The sequence below is a fragment of the Aquiflexum sp. genome (assembly GCF_041751335.1).
Classification (GTDB): domain Bacteria; phylum Bacteroidota; class Bacteroidia; order Cytophagales; family Cyclobacteriaceae; genus Aquiflexum.
Genome location: NZ_JBGSXS010000043.1, coordinates 1 through 15,349, shown reverse-complemented (window position 1 = coordinate 15,349; position 15,349 = coordinate 1). Strand labels below are relative to the sequence as shown.

At 39.6% G+C, this 15,349-nt stretch carries 17 protein-coding genes; 14 read left to right on the top strand and 3 right to left on the bottom strand.

Annotated elements, in window-relative coordinates; genetic code table 11:
* From dinB to ACEW8U_RS02415, 3 genes are all read right to left on the bottom strand, one after another.
* The coding region (gene dinB, locus ACEW8U_RS02425) for a DNA polymerase IV (protein WP_373520441.1) at window positions 1-618 on the bottom strand (618 nt) is incomplete at its 3' end.
* A 15-nt stretch (window positions 619-633) separates the two neighbouring features.
* The gene (locus ACEW8U_RS02420; protein WP_373520440.1) at window positions 634-1,884 is read right to left on the bottom strand and encodes an anthranilate synthase component I family protein; all 1,251 of its coding nucleotides are present in this window, start codon (window positions 1,882-1,884) and stop codon (window positions 634-636) included.
* Window positions 1,885-1,962: 78 nt separating this feature from the next.
* Window positions 1,963-2,682, bottom strand: coding sequence for a YceI family protein (locus tag ACEW8U_RS02415; protein WP_373520439.1), 720 nt, complete (start codon window positions 2,680-2,682; stop codon window positions 1,963-1,965).
* Window positions 2,683-2,825: 143 nt separating this feature from the next.
* On the opposite strand from ACEW8U_RS02415, the gene ACEW8U_RS02410 reads away from it, so the two are divergent.
* The 14 genes from ACEW8U_RS02410 to ACEW8U_RS02345 all read left to right on the top strand — a co-directional run bounded on the left by ACEW8U_RS02410 (window position 2,826) and on the right by ACEW8U_RS02345 (window position 15,122).
* Window positions 2,826-3,335: a gamma carbonic anhydrase family protein gene (locus tag ACEW8U_RS02410; RefSeq protein ID WP_373520438.1), complete on the top strand. Its 510-nt coding sequence runs from the start codon at window positions 2,826-2,828 to the stop codon at window positions 3,333-3,335.
* 80 nt (window positions 3,336-3,415) lie between these two features.
* A complete protein-coding gene (locus tag ACEW8U_RS02405) occupies window positions 3,416-4,129 on the top strand; it encodes an alpha/beta fold hydrolase (RefSeq protein WP_373520437.1) in 714 nt (237 codons plus the stop codon).
* 18 nt (window positions 4,130-4,147) lie between these two features.
* Window positions 4,148-5,104: a RimK family alpha-L-glutamate ligase gene (locus tag ACEW8U_RS02400; protein WP_373520436.1), complete on the top strand. Its 957-nt coding sequence runs from the start codon at window positions 4,148-4,150 to the stop codon at window positions 5,102-5,104.
* Between the two features lie 3 nt (window positions 5,105-5,107).
* The gene (locus ACEW8U_RS02395) at window positions 5,108-6,217 is read left to right on the top strand and encodes a carboxylate-amine ligase (RefSeq protein ID WP_373520435.1); all 1,110 of its coding nucleotides are present in this window, start codon (window positions 5,108-5,110) and stop codon (window positions 6,215-6,217) included.
* A gap of 164 nt (window positions 6,218-6,381) precedes the next feature.
* Complete coding sequence (locus ACEW8U_RS02390; RefSeq protein ID WP_373520434.1) at window positions 6,382-7,203, top strand: type 1 glutamine amidotransferase; 822 nt, start codon at window positions 6,382-6,384, stop codon at window positions 7,201-7,203.
* An 11-nt stretch (window positions 7,204-7,214) separates the two neighbouring features.
* Entirely contained in the window at window positions 7,215-8,408 is a 1,194-nt protein-coding gene (locus tag ACEW8U_RS02385) for a hypothetical protein (protein ID WP_373520433.1), read from the top strand.
* 170 nt (window positions 8,409-8,578) lie between these two features.
* Window positions 8,579-8,887 carry a helix-turn-helix domain-containing protein gene (locus tag ACEW8U_RS02380; RefSeq protein WP_373520432.1) on the top strand — a complete coding sequence of 103 codons (309 nt, stop codon included), beginning with the start codon at window positions 8,579-8,581 and terminating at the stop codon, window positions 8,885-8,887.
* A 258-nt stretch (window positions 8,888-9,145) separates the two neighbouring features.
* The gene (locus tag ACEW8U_RS02375) at window positions 9,146-10,111 is read left to right on the top strand and encodes a type II toxin-antitoxin system HipA family toxin (RefSeq protein ID WP_373520431.1); all 966 of its coding nucleotides are present in this window, start codon (window positions 9,146-9,148) and stop codon (window positions 10,109-10,111) included.
* A 98-nt stretch (window positions 10,112-10,209) separates the two neighbouring features.
* A complete protein-coding gene (locus ACEW8U_RS02370; RefSeq protein ID WP_373520430.1) occupies window positions 10,210-10,404 on the top strand; it encodes a type II toxin-antitoxin system VapB family antitoxin in 195 nt (64 codons plus the stop codon).
* On the top strand, window positions 10,401-10,796 hold the full coding sequence (locus ACEW8U_RS02365; protein WP_373520429.1) for a PIN domain nuclease: 396 nt from the start codon (window positions 10,401-10,403) through the stop codon (window positions 10,794-10,796). Before ACEW8U_RS02370 ends, ACEW8U_RS02365 begins: the two co-directional genes overlap by 4 nt.
* Window positions 10,797-11,060: 264 nt before the next feature.
* Complete coding sequence (locus ACEW8U_RS02360; RefSeq protein ID WP_373520428.1) at window positions 11,061-12,185, top strand: NAD(P) transhydrogenase subunit alpha; 1,125 nt, start codon at window positions 11,061-11,063, stop codon at window positions 12,183-12,185.
* A 2-nt stretch (window positions 12,186-12,187) separates the two neighbouring features.
* On the top strand, window positions 12,188-12,505 hold the full coding sequence (locus tag ACEW8U_RS02355; protein WP_373520427.1) for an NAD(P) transhydrogenase subunit alpha: 318 nt from the start codon (window positions 12,188-12,190) through the stop codon (window positions 12,503-12,505).
* A complete protein-coding gene (locus tag ACEW8U_RS02350; RefSeq protein ID WP_373520426.1) occupies window positions 12,502-13,902 on the top strand; it encodes an NAD(P)(+) transhydrogenase (Re/Si-specific) subunit beta in 1,401 nt (466 codons plus the stop codon). The genes ACEW8U_RS02355 and ACEW8U_RS02350 overlap by 4 nt, the downstream gene beginning before the upstream one ends.
* A gap of 374 nt (window positions 13,903-14,276) precedes the next feature.
* Entirely contained in the window at window positions 14,277-15,122 is an 846-nt protein-coding gene (locus tag ACEW8U_RS02345; RefSeq protein ID WP_373520425.1) for a flagellar motor protein MotB, read from the top strand.
* The last annotated feature ends 227 nt before the right edge of the window (window positions 15,123-15,349 follow it).

Below are 15,349 nucleotides of genomic sequence, written 5' to 3'. Positions count from 1 at the left end.
GAGGTCAAAACCGTTGTGAATACCCAATTCCTTCATTTTTTCAGCGGTTACCTTACCGATACCAAAAAACTTCTCGATGGGCAATTTCTCCAAAAATGCTTCCGCATCTTTGGGCAATATTACAGCCTGACCATTGGGCTTATTGATATCGGATGCCGTCTTTGCCAGAAATTTGTTGTAAGAAATGCCTGCTGAAGCGTTCAGCCCCACTTCCTCTTTGATCCGCTTTCTGATTTCCATGGCAATCAAAGTGGCAGAGGGATTGTTGACTTTGTTTTCGGTCACATCCAAAAATGCCTCGTCAAGCGAAAGTGGTTCTACCAATTCAGTATAGTCGTAAAAAATATCCCTGATTTGCTTCGAAATCTCTTTGTACCTGTCAAACCTCGGCCTGACAAAAACCAATTGGGGACACTTCAGTGCAGCCATCTTACCGGACATCGCAGATCGCACCCCAAACTTTCTGGCCTCATACGAAGCGGCTGCCACCACTCCCCTTTCCTGATTCCCTCCCACTGCCAAAGGTTTGCCACGGAGTTCAGGATTGTCCATCTGCTCCACAGAAGCATAAAATGCGTCCATATCCACATGGATGATTTTCCTTATTTTTTCCTCCATTACCTTTTCATTCTTTCAATTCCCTTGCAATACCTCCACAATGGCAGAGGCTTTCAGCAAACACTCTTCGTATTCATAGGCTGCATCCGCATCATAAGTGATGGCAGAACCCACTGCAAAATAACCTTTCCCTGAATCCTTATCGAAAACAATGCTCCTGATAACCACACATAAATCAAAATACCCAGCTGCATCGATATATCCCAAGGTACCGGAAAACCAACCCCGTTTAAAATCCTCATATTGATCGATCAACTCCATACATTTGATTTTTGGGGCGCCGGTCATACTTCCCATGGGAAAAGTGGCATGGATGATTTCCAATAGGCTTTTACTTTGAGAAAAGGTAGAGGACACCGTTGAAATCATCTGATGAACCCTCGAAAAGGGATATACCCCGAATAGCTCCTCGACTTTTACAGAACCTATTTGTGAGATTCTGCTCAGGTCATTGCGCATCAGGTCTACAATCATCAGGTTTTCTGCCCGCTCCTTTTCAGAGTTCAAGAGTTTTTCTTTGAGCAAGGCATCTTCCAACTCATTTTTGCCACGCTTGATCGTGCCTTTTATAGGCTGAGCAATCAATTTATCACCAATCTTCTTCAGAAAACGTTCTGGGGAGGCACATATCAGGTAGTCCGATTCAGATTTGAAAAAAGCAGAGAAGGGCATTGGAGATTTTTCCATCAGATCAAAAAATCCCTGAACAGAATTCCATGTTTTACCACAGAATTCAAAACCCATACAATAATTCAATTCGTACATATCCCCTTCGACAATGTTGTTTTGTATGGCCTTTACATTTTTAAAATAGGTTTTGCGGCTGGTAAGGGGATTGATCTCTAATGAAGAGTTTTTAAAAGAGTCTAACTTGAAATCACATATCTCATCAAAAATTCTCTGCGGATCAGGATGGTGTATTATCACCTGATCAACAAGAATTTCTATTTTAATTTCTGGGATGAAAAAAATAGAATCAGGACAATTCAAGGGCGGTGGATTATTACTTTGGAGTTTTTCAATTTTGTTTTTGTAATCATAGGATAGCATGGCAGCCATTTCTTTTTTACCAAACCATTGGTTCGCAACTTCCAAGTCAAAAGCCTGATGGGCTGCCAATAAAATCCTTTGAAACCCACCATAGGGATACTTGATGTCATTGTGATCGAAAAATCCAACATAGGTATAATGTAAATCTGCCCAGCATATTAATTGCCGAACAAATTGATGGTTCGATGATAAGTGAAATTCCTTCATGGTATACATACCCCAAAATTAACTTTTAGACACAAAAAAAAGGGAAATCTTTCGACTTCCCCTTTAGAAACAAACATTAATCTTTGATTAGTTGGTTTTGATTTCAAATCCAATACTTACAGTATTGTAAATGAACTGATCTTTGGCTTTGTCAACTGCACCACTTTCGTCACCGTAGGCCAATCCCCAATCAGTTCTGTCAATATTGAAACCGGCTTTAGCAGCAACGGTTCCATCTGCTATGGATACATGGGCAGGGAATTTGATATTTTTGGTAGTTCCTCTCATCGTCAAGTTACCCGAAACCCAATGGGTAGGGTTTTCCGCAGCTACTTCAGAATCGCTTTTTGGTGTATTTGCTGTTTCAAATTCGTCCTTGTCTTCAATCGTACCTGCTGTATAAGGTTCCACGCTTGTCAATTCAAAAACTGCTTCAGGATGATTCGCAGCGTCAAAGAAATCGTCAGATTGCAAATGTCCCCAAAGTTTAGGATAATTTTCATTTGATTCCTCCATATCCTGGATTTTCAAACCTGTGATGTCAAATACAAATCTAGCACCTGTAAGTTCACTATCTTTCACGGTAATTTCTCCGTCGGTTAGTGGAATATATCCGAAATGTTGTCCTGTAGGCTTATAACCTCTCCAATCAATTTTGCTGGTCGATGGATCTATCGCCAAGGTGGAACCTGATGACTCAGCTACTTCTTGAGCATCACTTACTTCTACTGTGTCTCCCGGTTTATTACATGAAACCATAATCAAGGCTGCCGCAAACAATAAACCTGTGTTTTTAATTAAATTCATAATGTTGTGTTGTTTTTTTAGTTTCACAAATTGTGTGTATATACATGAAAACTATTTAAGCATGAAAAAGTTCATGTTTGTTAAAAAATAAAATAATTTTGAATGAATCTAACCTTTGAAATTTTATAAACGACTGAAAATAAATGGCTTTAATAAAGAGTGTAAGGGGATTTTCCCCTGAATTTGGGGAAAATTGTTGGCTGGCAGATAATGCTACTGTTATTGGTGACGTGATAATGGGCAAAAACTGCACTGTTTGGTTCAATGCGGTGGTAAGAGGAGACGTACATCAGATTCGAATTGGAGATGACAGTAATATCCAAGATGGTGCCATCATACACGGTACATACCAAAAATCAGGAACACAAATTGGCAATAAAGTATCCATAGCCCACAATGCTGTGGTCCACGGCTGTACAATTCACGACAATGTCCTCATAGGCATGGGAGCAATAATTATGGATAACGCGGTAATACATTCAGGGGCAGTTATAGCAGCAGGTGCCGTTGTATTAGCTGGGACCATTGTCGAAGCAAACAGTATCTATGCAGGCATGCCGGCCAAAAAAATCAAAGATACCGGACCAGAAATGTTGGAAGTTATTGAAAGAACTGCCAAAAACTATCCTATGTATTCTAAATGGTATGAATAATAAAAAAAATTCTTTGTAGATATTTTTTTGCGATTCAGCAAAAGCCAACTATTTTTAGTAAGATTAGGAAATTGAATTTTATGAAAGAAGAATATTTTAAATGGTACTCTCCCCATCTCCATAGGGATGTAGAGATGTTGGTTTTTGGACATGCAGGATATCCGGTTATATTATATCCTACCTCAATGGGTTCTTTTCATGAAAATCGGGATATGGGACTGATTGGGTCTGCAAGTTGGTTTATTGAACAAGGACTGGTACAGATATTTTGTCCGGAAAGTAACGACAAAAACAGCTTTTACAATAAGCATTTACACCCCCATCAAAGAATCCAAAACCATGTTGCCTATGACAAAATGATTTGTCATGATATAGTAGAAAAAGTCCGATTAAAGACAAGTGTAGGAAAAGTAGTTGTAGCAGGATGCAGTTTTGGTGGTTATCATGCTGCCAATTTTGCTTTCAGACATCCAGGGTATGTCAGCCACATGTATTCTCTTTCGGGAGCTTTTGAAATCCGTAATTTTATGGATGGCTATATCCACGAGGATATATTTTATAATTCTCCACTGGAGTTTTTACCGGGTCTCCAAGATGGAGAGTTATGGAAGATGGACATTGTTTTGGGAACCTCAAATTGGGACATCTGCTTTGATGCTAACATCAAATTGAGTGATGCATTGGAAGGTAAAAGAACCCGACATTGGCTGGATGTCAGAAAAGACCGTCACCATGATTGGCCTTTATGGAAAGAAATGTTTCCACACTATTTATCAAGAATCAAATTCACATAATTAAAAAACTAAACGTTTATGAAAAAAATAGGAATACTATTTGGCATGGAAGACACTTTTCCCCATGCATTTGTCGAAAGAATCAATGATAAAAAAGAGAAAGGGATCATCGCCGAGCCGGTGTTGATAGATAAAGTTGTGCAGAACCGTTTGACGGATTATGCTGTCATTGTTGACAGAATTTCCCAGGATGTTCCTTTTTATCGGGCATATTTAAAAAACGCAGCCCTTACAGGCACTGCTGTTATCAATAATCCTTTTTGGTGGAGTGCTGATGACAAGTTTTTCAACAACTGCTTAGCAGACCAATTGGGTGTTCCACTTCCCAATACTGTGATTCTACCATCTGCTGAGCATCCAACTGATACCACGGGCAAATCATTCAGAAACCTGAAAATGCCTTTGGATTGGCAGGCAATATTTGATTATATCGGATTTCCTGCATACATGAAACCTTATGCAGGGGGTGGATGGAAAAATGTCTATCGCCTTGAAAACAAGGAGGAATTTTATGCCAAGCACAAAGAAACGGGGCAGTTGGTCATGCTGCTTCAGGAAGAAATTAATTTTACGGATTATTTCAGGGTTTATTGTTTGGGTGGAAAAGCTGTCCGAATTATGCAGTATGAACCTCGAAATCCCCATCACCTCAGATATGTCATTGATGGACCACCTGCTTCCAAAAAGCTACTCGCTACCGTCAAAGATTATACTTTGAAGCTTTGCCATGGCTTGGGTTATGATTTCAATACTGTCGAATTTGCTGTGAGAGACGGGGTTCCATATGCCATTGACTTTGGCAATCCAGCCCCTGATGCTGATGTCAATTCAGTGGGTCAGGCCAATTTTGACTGGGTGGTCGAAGAAGCCGCTAAAATGGCGATAGCATACGCCAAAGCTCAAAAACCAGGTCAAGTCAACCTCACTTGGGGTACATTCATGAAAGATGCAGTCAATACCGCAAAAAGATTTTAAGCTATGAAAAAGTTACCCGTTTTTACATTGGGGGTTGAAGAGGAATACCAGATCATTGACCCCGACACCAGAGAACTTAGGTCCCACATGTCCAAAATAGTGGATGGTGCCAAAATCATTTTGAAAGAACAGGTCAAAGCAGAAATGCACCAATCTGTGGTTGAAGTGGGTACCAATATCTGCCAGAATATTTCTGACGCCAGAAAGGAAGTTTCATTTCTAAGGAAAAAAATTGTAGACCTAGCAGCCGAACAAAATCTGATTGTAGGAGCCGCAGGTACCCATCCTTTCTCCAAATGGCAGGATCAGCCCATAACCGATGATCCTCGCTATGACATGATCGTCAAAGAACTGCAGGACACTGCAAGGTCGAATTTGATTTTCGGGCTTCATGTTCACGTGGGAATCGAAAACAGAGAAACCGCCCTGCACATCATGAATCAGGCCTGTTATTTCCTGCCTCATATCTATGCCCTTTCCACCAATTCTCCTTTCTGGGAAGGTAGGGAGACAGGTTTCAAAGCCTATAGAGCACATATTTTTGCCAAATTTCCGCGAACTGGTCTTCCCGAATATTTTGACTCTGTTCAATCTTATGACAATTTTCTGGAGACCTTGGTCAAAACCAATTGCATAGATAATCCTAAAAAAATCTGGTGGGACCTCAGAATCCATCCTTTCTTCAGTACCATTGAGTTTCGGATTTGCGATATGTGTCTAACTGTAAACGAAACCATTTGCATCACGGCCCTCATACAGGCTGTGGTCGCTAAACTCTACAAAATGTGTATGATGAATACCAGCTTCAATGTGTACCGGATTGCACTTATCAGGGAAAACAAGTTTCGGGCAGCCCGATATGGCACAGAAGGGCTGATGATTGATTTTGGTCAAAAGAAAGAAGTGGAATACAAAGCGCTGATGTTGGAATTGTTGGAATTCGTCGATGATGTAGTAGATGAACTTGGCAGCAGGGAAGAAATCAAATATGTTCACAAGATTCTTGCAGATGGTACTGGGGCAGATAAGCAACTGAAAGTTTTTGAAGAATCAGACCATGATCTGGTCAAGGTGGTGGACTTTATAACAGGAGAATTTACCAAAGAACTTTAATGAAGATGGTATCATGATCCGGGAAATTTTCAAAAAGATACTTTTCTCAATGAAAATTGCTCATATCTACAATGATTTCTAAAAAGACCAATTGCACTTTCTTTATTGTTCGTTGAACATTTTCACTTGGAAGTTCTAAATTGCGCCGGCTTAATCAATAAATCATGCAGGAGAAAATAAAGGTAGCGGTTTTGGATATGTACAACGGCATTACCAATCAGGGTATGCGTTGTATCCATGATATTGTAGGAAGGTTCGGAGAACTTTCCATCGAGGTTTTTGATGTCAGACAAGAAAACGAAGTTCCAAATTTAGAAGATTTCAATCTTTACGTTTCATCCGGAGGACCTGGAAATCCTGTGGAGGGAGATGGAATTTGGGACAAAAGCTATTATAAAGTTATTGATGGGATTTATAACTGGAATCTGACAAATGATCGTAAAAAATATATTCTGTTTATATGTCATTCCTATCAAATGGCTGTTCAGCATTTTGGTCTGGCAAAGGTAACCAAAAGAAAATCCACTTCTTTTGGGGTAATGACTATTCATAAAACCGGAGCAGGAATGCATGACCCCTTATTCCAAAATCTGGACAATCCATTTTGGGCCATAGATTCAAGGGATTATCAAGTCATACAGCCAAATCAAAAAAAAATCAAGGAAATGGGCTCTGAAATCATTGCCTTGGAAAAAATCCGAAACTATGTGGAATATGAAAGGGCTATCATGGGAATCCGTTTTACCCCAGAAATGGTAGGAACACAATTTCATCCTGAAGCTGACCCTGTAGGTTTTTTACAGCATCTCAAAAAAACAGAGGTCCGGGATCAAATCATCGATTTAAGGGGGAAGGCAAGATACCTAGAAATGCTTGAGCATATTGTGGAAGAGCATACGATTTATAAAACCAACGCCACCCTTATACCCAACTTTCTGGAACGATCCATACAGAAAATCCGGGAACAGGAGACAATCTTAATTTAATCAGAGATTATATGATTCAGAATTACAGAAATCTATTCAACGAAAATTTTTCCGAAGAAAAATACCAGTCTTTTCTGATTGACCTGGCATCGGATTTTGGTGGCCTTCCGACTTTTCGTATCGCTGAATCACCATTTTTTATTCCCAATGAACTCAAAGAACAACTGCTTGAGGGTTCCGAACAGATCATTGATTTTATCAGGAGGGAAGATTTCAACATACTGACCCAAAAATCCCTAAACATCAATTTTAATGTCCCAAATCAGGACTCCCATACACAGTTTTTGGCCATTGATTTTGGAATATGTGAAGAAAACGGAAAAATAATCCCAAAACTAATAGAGGTGCAGGGTTTCCCTTCAGTGTTCAATTTTCAGTACAATTTGTATGAAAAGGTGAAAAATGCCTATCCCTATTTATCTGAATTAACCCCATATTTTGGAGGCTTGGATGAAGCTGGATACATGAACAAGTTACGGGAAACGGTATTGAATGGTCATGACCCGGAAAACGTCATTTTATTGGAAATAGAACCTGAAAAACAAAATACCAAAGTTGATTTTTACTACTGCAAGAAGGATTTGGGAATACCCTTTATCTGCGTGCAAGATGTCATCAAAAAAGGGAAGCAACTTTTTTACAAAAATGAAGAAGGAGAGGAAATACATATCAAAAGAATATACAACAGGGTAATATTTGATGAATTGGATGCCAGAAAAGACCTGAAAATGGAATTTTCCTTTTTGGAAGAACTGGACGTGGAATGGGCAGGACATCCAAACTGGTTCTACAGAATCAGCAAATTTATACTGCCTTACCTGGAAGGTCCATACTTTATTGAAACCACGCTGTTGAGTGACTTGAAAGAAATCCCCGATGATTTGGAAAACTACGTTTTGAAACCCTTGTTCTCTTTTTCAGGAACCGGGGTAATCTACCATGTCAAAAAATCAGATGTTGAGGCGGTCACTGAAAAGGATCTTTATATTTTACAGAAAAAGGTCCACTACCTGCCGGTATTGAAAGCCATTGAAGGAGAAGTGAAAGTAGAAGTGCGGATGTTGGCAATTTGGCCGGAAAAGGATGAAAACCCAACCATGATCGGCAATCTGGTCAGATTAAGCCGTGGAGAGATGATAGGTGTTAAGTTCAATAAAGATCGTAATTGGGTCGGGGGAACGATTGGGCTGATGGAAAAAGGGTGATCCTATTCTGTCTCATTTATAAAAGGGATTAAACCTGTCAGGTTTCAATTACCTAGCAATATCTGGAGATGGATTGGACCATATTTATATTTAGAAATTGAATCAAATTTTTTGTACTTTTATAATACTATAGTATTACTAATTCTAATAATCTATAGTTAACTATTACTATGATATCACTTATATCCCCTACCAAAGCACAGCAAAAAATAGCATCCAACATCAGGGAAAAACGATTAGTTATGGAACTGACCCAAGAAGGTTTGGCTGATAGGTCGGGAGTTCCTTTGGCTACTTTGAGAAAGTTTGAGCAAAAAGGAATAATTTCATTGGAATCTTTTTTAAAGTTGTTGTGGGTAGTAGGGGGATTGGAAGAAATGTTGAATATCCTAAAGCCCCCTTTACTAAATTACACATCAATAGATGAGGTGTTAAAGGATAAAAGTTCCAAAACCCGAAAAAGGGGAAATAAAAAATGATCCAACAAGTCGCAGAAGTAAAGGTAGGTTTGGATTTCGGGTCGGGAATTCAGCCTGTCGGGCGCTTAGCCATCCGAGACCAAATCATATATTTTGAGTATTTCGAATAATTCATAAGTAAAGGATTAGAGATTTCTCCTTTTAGATTGCCAGTGAAGAGGGGAATTATCAAACTGCCAAAGACGTCCTTTTGAGGGATTGGCAGGTGTCTTTAACGATAGTTTGCCTGATGGTTGGGGGCCCTTACTTTTTGTCCGTATGGTAAGATCCCAAGGAATAATTCCTGAAAATCTTTCCGCATTGGACCGCTTGGTTCATGTTGGCTTGTATGGAATGGGTGCTTTGGTTTATGAGCCTGATCATAGTCCGACTGGCACTCAGGAATTAGTAGACTTAGACCTATTGGCCGCACAAACAGAAGAAGTAATCCATGGAAGCTCGGAAGAAGTCATCAATGAATTGCTGACATTGAACGGATCATCAGCAGGGGCAAGACCAAAGGCCCTGATTGGTATAGATGAAGACCATCAAAACATCACTTTTGGGGCTAAGGCTCTTGATAGGGGCTTTGAGCCATGGCTCGTTAAATTCCCAAATTCGCAAGATTGGAATGATGCAGGGGCAATTGAATATGTCTATGCATTAATGGCAAAAGCGGCCGGTGTAAAAATACCTGATGTTTATCTATTTCCATCTCAAAGAGGCCCTGGTTATTTTTCCGTCAAACGGTTTGACAGGGAAGGAAGCAAAAGGCTGCACATGCATACTGCAAGTGGCTTGCTCCATAGTGACTTCAGAGCACCTTCACTTGATTATGAGGATTTAATCAATTTAACTGGTGCAATTACCAAAGATATCCGTGAAGTAGAGAAGATGTTTCGATTAGCTGTCTTTAATGTTTTGTCCCATAATAGGGATGACCATGCCAAAAACTTTAGCTTTTTAATGGACGAAACCGGGAAATGGAAACTGGCACCTGCTTATGACCTCACCTTTTCCAGTGGTCCTTGCGGAGAACAAAGCACAATGGTAATGGGTGAAGGCAAAAACCCAAGCATTAGCCATTTGATGAAACTTGGTTTGGAAGCCCAATTATCGAAGAAACTTATTGAAGACGTCATCAAGCAAACAATTTCCGCATTAAATGAATGGGAATCTCTTGGCAAAAGATATGAGGTAAGCAATTCCAACATTACTTTGGTAAAGAAGTCGATATTAAAATAGGTCTGAAAACTATTTAGTTGTTTGAAAAAGAGTAATCTTTTTGGCCAGTATGCTTTAATATGGGCTAAATGTGTATATTTATAAAAATGATACACATTATGAGAACAAATATTGAAATAGATGACGATTTATTATTGGAAGCCATGAAAATATCAGGGCTCAAAACTAAAAAAGCGGCTGTCGAAGCAGGTTTAAAATTAATCGTTTCCTTAAATTTTCAGGAGAAAATTAAAAATCTAAGGGGTAAATTAAAATGGGAAGGTGATCTGGACAAAATGCGTTCAGACAAATGATTTTGGCAGATTCGTCAGTTTGGATAGATTTTTTTAATGGCATGGATAAGCCCCATGTAGAAAAGCTCTATGAACTTTTGGGTAAAGAAATCATAGCGACAGGAGATTTAATTGTTGTGGAAGTATTACAGGGTTTTCAATCAGATTCACATTTTGAAACAGCCAAAGAAGTATTTGAACGATTAGCATATTTTTCGCTCTGCAACAAAAATTTAGCAGTCGCCACCGCAAATAATTACAGAATTTTAAGAAAAGAAGGGATTACAATAAGAAAGACCATCGATATGGTAATTGGAACATTTTGTATTGAAAATGATATTACCCTTTTACACCATGATAAAGATTTTATTCCAATGGAAGAAATCCTAAACCTCAAGGTAATCAAATATTAGTTGAATTTTTGGATTGCAAAAGCTACCATCTTATTCCTACCAGAATCCCATAGGAGTTGGGGTTTGCCCAAATGTTTTATTAAATATGCCGTTTGCTGAATTTTAGGAAAAATTCTTTTCATTCTCCCAACATAAACTGTAATTAAAATAAATAACCGAAATATTGGGCTACGCATATAAAAAAACTTTCATTTTCGAATCTTTTTGATAGTTTCGGGCTATAAATAAATATTCAAAACATTTCTCGCTTTATCCTAAAAAGCAATGATTATAGGGATTTTAAAAGAACCCTCAACCGAGTCAAGGGTAGCATTATTACCTGAAGCTGTGAAAACTTTGATCAGCTGGAAAGTTTCGGTATGGGTGGAAAACAATGCAGGGGCAAGTGCCTATGCATCAGATGAACTTTACAAAGAGGTCGGTGCAGAAATACACCCAAGGGCTGAAATTCTACAACAATCCGATTTGATTCTCGGAATTCAGCCAATTTCTCAGCAAGAAATTTCCAAAATGAAACCCACTGGGGTTCTAATGGGACAACTCAATGCGTTGTATAATCCAGAGCTGACCAACTATTTGGTTCAGGAAAAACGGACGGCATTCAGTATGGAACTTGTCCCAAGAACTACCCGCGCCCAAGCGATGGATGTACTTTCTTCCATGGCCACAGTAACTGGATATAAGGCTGTTCTGATGGCTGCTGACTTGCTCCCCAGATTTTTCCCGATGTTTATGACAGCAGCCGGCAGTATTACTCCCTCGCGGGTATTGATCCTTGGTGCAGGTGTAGCAGGACTTCAGGCCATCGCCACAGCCAGAAGGTTGGGGGGGGCAGTGTTTGCGTTTGATGTCAGGCAGGCTGCTAAAGAAGAAGTCCTTTCGCTGGGAGCCAAATTCGTGGATGTGGAAGGGGCCACAGAAGACAAAGGTGCTGGAGGATATGCTGTCGAACAGTCAGCTGAATACCTTCAAAAGCAAAAAGACACCATCCATGAACATGCCATGAAGGCTGATGTGATCATCACCACAGCACAGATTCCTGGAAGGAAGGCACCGCTATTGGTGGAAGAAAGAACAGTCAGGGCAATGAAGCCTGGTTCGGTCATTATCGACATGGCCGCATCTTCGGGCGGAAATTGTGCCTTGTCACAACCCGATCAGACCGTAGAGGTCAATGGTGTCAGGATTGTTGGAGTTGGAAACCTTGCCGCCAATATGCCCCAGGATGCAAGCAAGATGTATGGGAAAAATTACCTTAACTTTTTGAAACTGATCATAAAAGACGGCGGCTTAAATCTAAATTTTGAGGATGACATAGTAGCAGGCACTTGTGTTTGCCATGATGGAAAGCCCGTCAATTCCAGAATAGTTCAAATGCTAAACACTTAATCATGGAATCAATATTGGAATACCTAGGCAATAACATGGAAATGATATATTTCCTGGTTTTAGCCATTTTATTGGGGGTGGAAGTGATTTCCAATGTCCCAGCTATTTTGCATACCCCCTTGATGTCAGGGGCCAATGCCATTCATGGGGTGGTGGTGGTAGGAGCCATCATAGTCATGTTGCAAGCTTCGCCTGATAATTATTTGGCGCTATCAATTGGATTTTTGGCTGTCGTGGTCGGTATGCTCAATGTAATAGGCGGTTTTGTGGTCACAGACCGGATGTTGGAAATGTTCAAGAAAAAACCTAAAAAATCATGAGTCTGAATATATTGGAAATCATTTACCTGATTGCATCACTCACATTTATTGTGGGATTGAAAATGCTCAGTCACCCTGACACCGCTAGAAAAGGAAACCTTATAGCCGCAGCCGGAATGTTGATAGCTATAGTGGCAACAATTACTTTGTATCAGGAATTTGATTCTGGCAAAGGACTGAATTACGGCTTGATATTTTTGGGCCTTGCTGTGGGTACCGGTATCGGTACTGTTATGGCGAGAAAGGTACAAATGACTTCAATGCCACAAATGGTATCGCTCTTTAATGGTATGGGGGGCGCATGTGCCGCTTTGATCGCCATTATAGAATTCCAACATCATCAACATGCAACCGTCACCGGATTTGACGGAGAATTATTGGTTATGCTTTTGGGACTATTGATCGGCTCTGTGTCATTTGCCGGATCAATGATTGCCTATGGTAAATTGGAGGGGAAAATCAAAGACAAGGTCCTTCCCATGAATCAAGCAATCAATATGTTTTTGTTGGTTGTGATCGTTGCTTTGATCGGATTCCAAATGTTTAATGGTTCTGATCCAATGTTGTTTTATATCCTTCTTGTCATCGCTCTTGGATATGGAATCCTGTTTGTGATGCCAATAGGTGGTGCGGATATGCCCGTTGTGATTTCCTTACTCAATTCCTTTACTGGTATGGCTGCTGCCTTTGGTGGCTTCCTATATGGAAACAAAGCCATGCTGACCGGGGGTATATTAGTAGGTTCAGCAGGTACTATCCTTACAATTCTAATGTGTAAGGCCATGAACCGGTCATTGACCAATGTACTTTTAGGTGCTTTTGGAGCAGGTGCCTCAGGAGCAGCCAAAACAGGAAGTGGAGACCAAACTGTAAGGGAAATTAGCATTTCAGATACAGCTGTATTGCTTTCCTATTCCCATAGCGTAGTGATTGTTCCGGGATATGGATTGGCTGTAGCCCAAGCCCAACACGTCTGCCACGAACTTGAACAATTGCTTGAAGAAAAAGGTGTGGAAGTGAGTTATGCCATACACCCTGTGGCAGGACGTATGCCAGGACATATGAATGTGCTATTGGCTGAGGCAGATGTGCCCTATGAAAGGTTACAGGAAATGGAAGAAATTAATCCAAGATTGGCCAATACAGATGTAGTAGTTGTTATCGGTGCAAATGATGTGGTCAACCCGGCAGCCAAAAACGACCCCTCCTCACCTATTTACGGGATGCCGATTTTGGATGTGGATTTAGCAAAAAATGTAATCATCCTCAAAAGAGGAATGGCAGCAGGCTATGCCGGAATTGAAAACGAACTCTTCTTCTATCCAAAAACCAGAATGCTTTTCGGAGATGCGAAAGACTCTTTGCAAAAATTGACGGCAGAGGTGAAGGAAGTTTAGGAAAGGATGAAGAATGAGGGATGAAGGTTGAGTTGGTTTGTACCAAGAACTATATTTAAAGTACAAAGTGGGAGGACTAGCAGATCAAATTGTGATTCAATAACTTGAAATTTTAAAAATCAATAGGCATGGGGAACAACCCATGCCTTCATTAATTTATAATATTCCAGTCCCCAGAAAGGACTTTAATTTTTATTGATCCAGGAGTTAATGGATTTAAGGTGAAAAATATTTTTATTTTTCAATTTTTATTGGATTTAACAGGTGTATTAGAACTAAATAATGACAATTTCACCATTTTACGGCATAATAAGATACCTCTGTTTTTAATGGCTTCATTTTTGGAATTAATGAAGAAATAAACTTTACCAACGATGAAAAAGATAATTATTTACACTATTACGGTTACTATTTTGGCCGGATCATGTGTTTCTAAAAAGAAATACGTGGAATTACAGAATGATCTGTTTAAAACAGAAGTTACGCTTGCTGACACAAGAACTGAAAAGGAAAAGCTTGAAGAGGAAAAAAGAATCCTTGAAGACAAAATGGGGAAAGTCGAAGCTAGGGTTGAAGAATACAATGCCCGTATCAATTCCTTAAGATCGGAAAGCGATGCCAAATATTCTCTAGAAGGAAAGACTCCTATGTCCAACATCACCAGAGAAAAACTTAAGGCAACGTTGACAAATGTTGATCAGGAACTGTTGGCTCAAGCAAAAACGTTGGAGGATTCGATCAACTTAGCCATTTCCTACAACATGAAGAAATCAATTTCTGATGGTTCGTTGGAACAGGAAGATGATATTCAGATTGATATTGACAAGACCGTAGTAATGATCAATGTTTCAGACAGGTTGCTGTTCAATACTGGAAGTTACCAAGTTTCCCGAAATGCTGATGGCCTATTGAAGAGATTGGCAGAAGTGATCAATTCTGAACCTTCTTTGGAGGTTATGATCGAAGGACATACTGATCCTAGGACAATACAGACTGTAGAACTTCAGGATAATTGGGATCTTAGTGTGAAGAGAGCAACTTCCATTGTGAGGATATTGGAGAAAAAATATAATGTAGCTCCTGAAAAATTGATTGCTGCAGGAAGAGCAAGTTATATTCCTTTGGTAGAAAATGATAGCAAAGATAATATGGCCAAAAATAGAAGAACAAGGATCGTATTGATACCTGACTTAGATAAGTTTTTTGCAATGATAGAATAAAAATAAAAGGGGGGATAGGCGCTTTGCACCTATCCCCCCCTTTTATTTTTATTCATATGGTATTTGAATGTTATTTTTCAATTACTTGGAATTATTAAATGAAAGTCCTCTCCTTGTCACCTCGACGAAAGGAGAGGTCTATTGTTTTTCTGCCCCTTAACAATCTCTAAAATGTTCAGTTTTTGGAATCACTTTAATGATACTCAAAAACTCCCTCTCTGAATTTC

Bases quoted from the DNA above. Each gene is read 5' to 3' on its own strand.
- ACEW8U_RS02420 (WP_373520440.1), bottom strand. From the start codon at position 1,884: ATGTATACCATGAAGGAATTTCACTTATCATCGAACCATCAATTTGTT.
- ACEW8U_RS02415 (WP_373520439.1), bottom strand. From the start codon at position 2,682: ATGAATTTAATTAAAAACACAGGTTTATTGTTTGCGGCAGCCTTGATT.
- ACEW8U_RS02410 (WP_373520438.1), top strand. From the start codon at position 2,826: ATGGCTTTAATAAAGAGTGTAAGGGGATTTTCCCCTGAATTTGGGGAA.
- ACEW8U_RS02405 (WP_373520437.1), top strand. From the start codon at position 3,416: ATGAAAGAAGAATATTTTAAATGGTACTCTCCCCATCTCCATAGGGAT.
- ACEW8U_RS02400 (WP_373520436.1), top strand. From the start codon at position 4,148: ATGAAAAAAATAGGAATACTATTTGGCATGGAAGACACTTTTCCCCAT.
- ACEW8U_RS02395 (WP_373520435.1), top strand. From the start codon at position 5,108: ATGAAAAAGTTACCCGTTTTTACATTGGGGGTTGAAGAGGAATACCAG.
- ACEW8U_RS02390 (WP_373520434.1), top strand. From the start codon at position 6,382: ATGCAGGAGAAAATAAAGGTAGCGGTTTTGGATATGTACAACGGCATT.
- ACEW8U_RS02385 (WP_373520433.1), top strand. From the start codon at position 7,215: ATGATTCAGAATTACAGAAATCTATTCAACGAAAATTTTTCCGAAGAA.
- ACEW8U_RS02380 (WP_373520432.1), top strand. From the start codon at position 8,579: ATGATATCACTTATATCCCCTACCAAAGCACAGCAAAAAATAGCATCC.
- ACEW8U_RS02375 (WP_373520431.1), top strand. From the start codon at position 9,146: ATGGTAAGATCCCAAGGAATAATTCCTGAAAATCTTTCCGCATTGGAC.
- ACEW8U_RS02370 (WP_373520430.1), top strand. From the start codon at position 10,210: ATGAGAACAAATATTGAAATAGATGACGATTTATTATTGGAAGCCATG.
- ACEW8U_RS02365 (WP_373520429.1), top strand. From the start codon at position 10,401: ATGATTTTGGCAGATTCGTCAGTTTGGATAGATTTTTTTAATGGCATG.
- ACEW8U_RS02360 (WP_373520428.1), top strand. From the start codon at position 11,061: ATGATTATAGGGATTTTAAAAGAACCCTCAACCGAGTCAAGGGTAGCA.
- ACEW8U_RS02355 (WP_373520427.1), top strand. From the start codon at position 12,188: ATGGAATCAATATTGGAATACCTAGGCAATAACATGGAAATGATATAT.
- ACEW8U_RS02350 (WP_373520426.1), top strand. From the start codon at position 12,502: ATGAGTCTGAATATATTGGAAATCATTTACCTGATTGCATCACTCACA.
- ACEW8U_RS02345 (WP_373520425.1), top strand. From the start codon at position 14,277: ATGAAAAAGATAATTATTTACACTATTACGGTTACTATTTTGGCCGGA.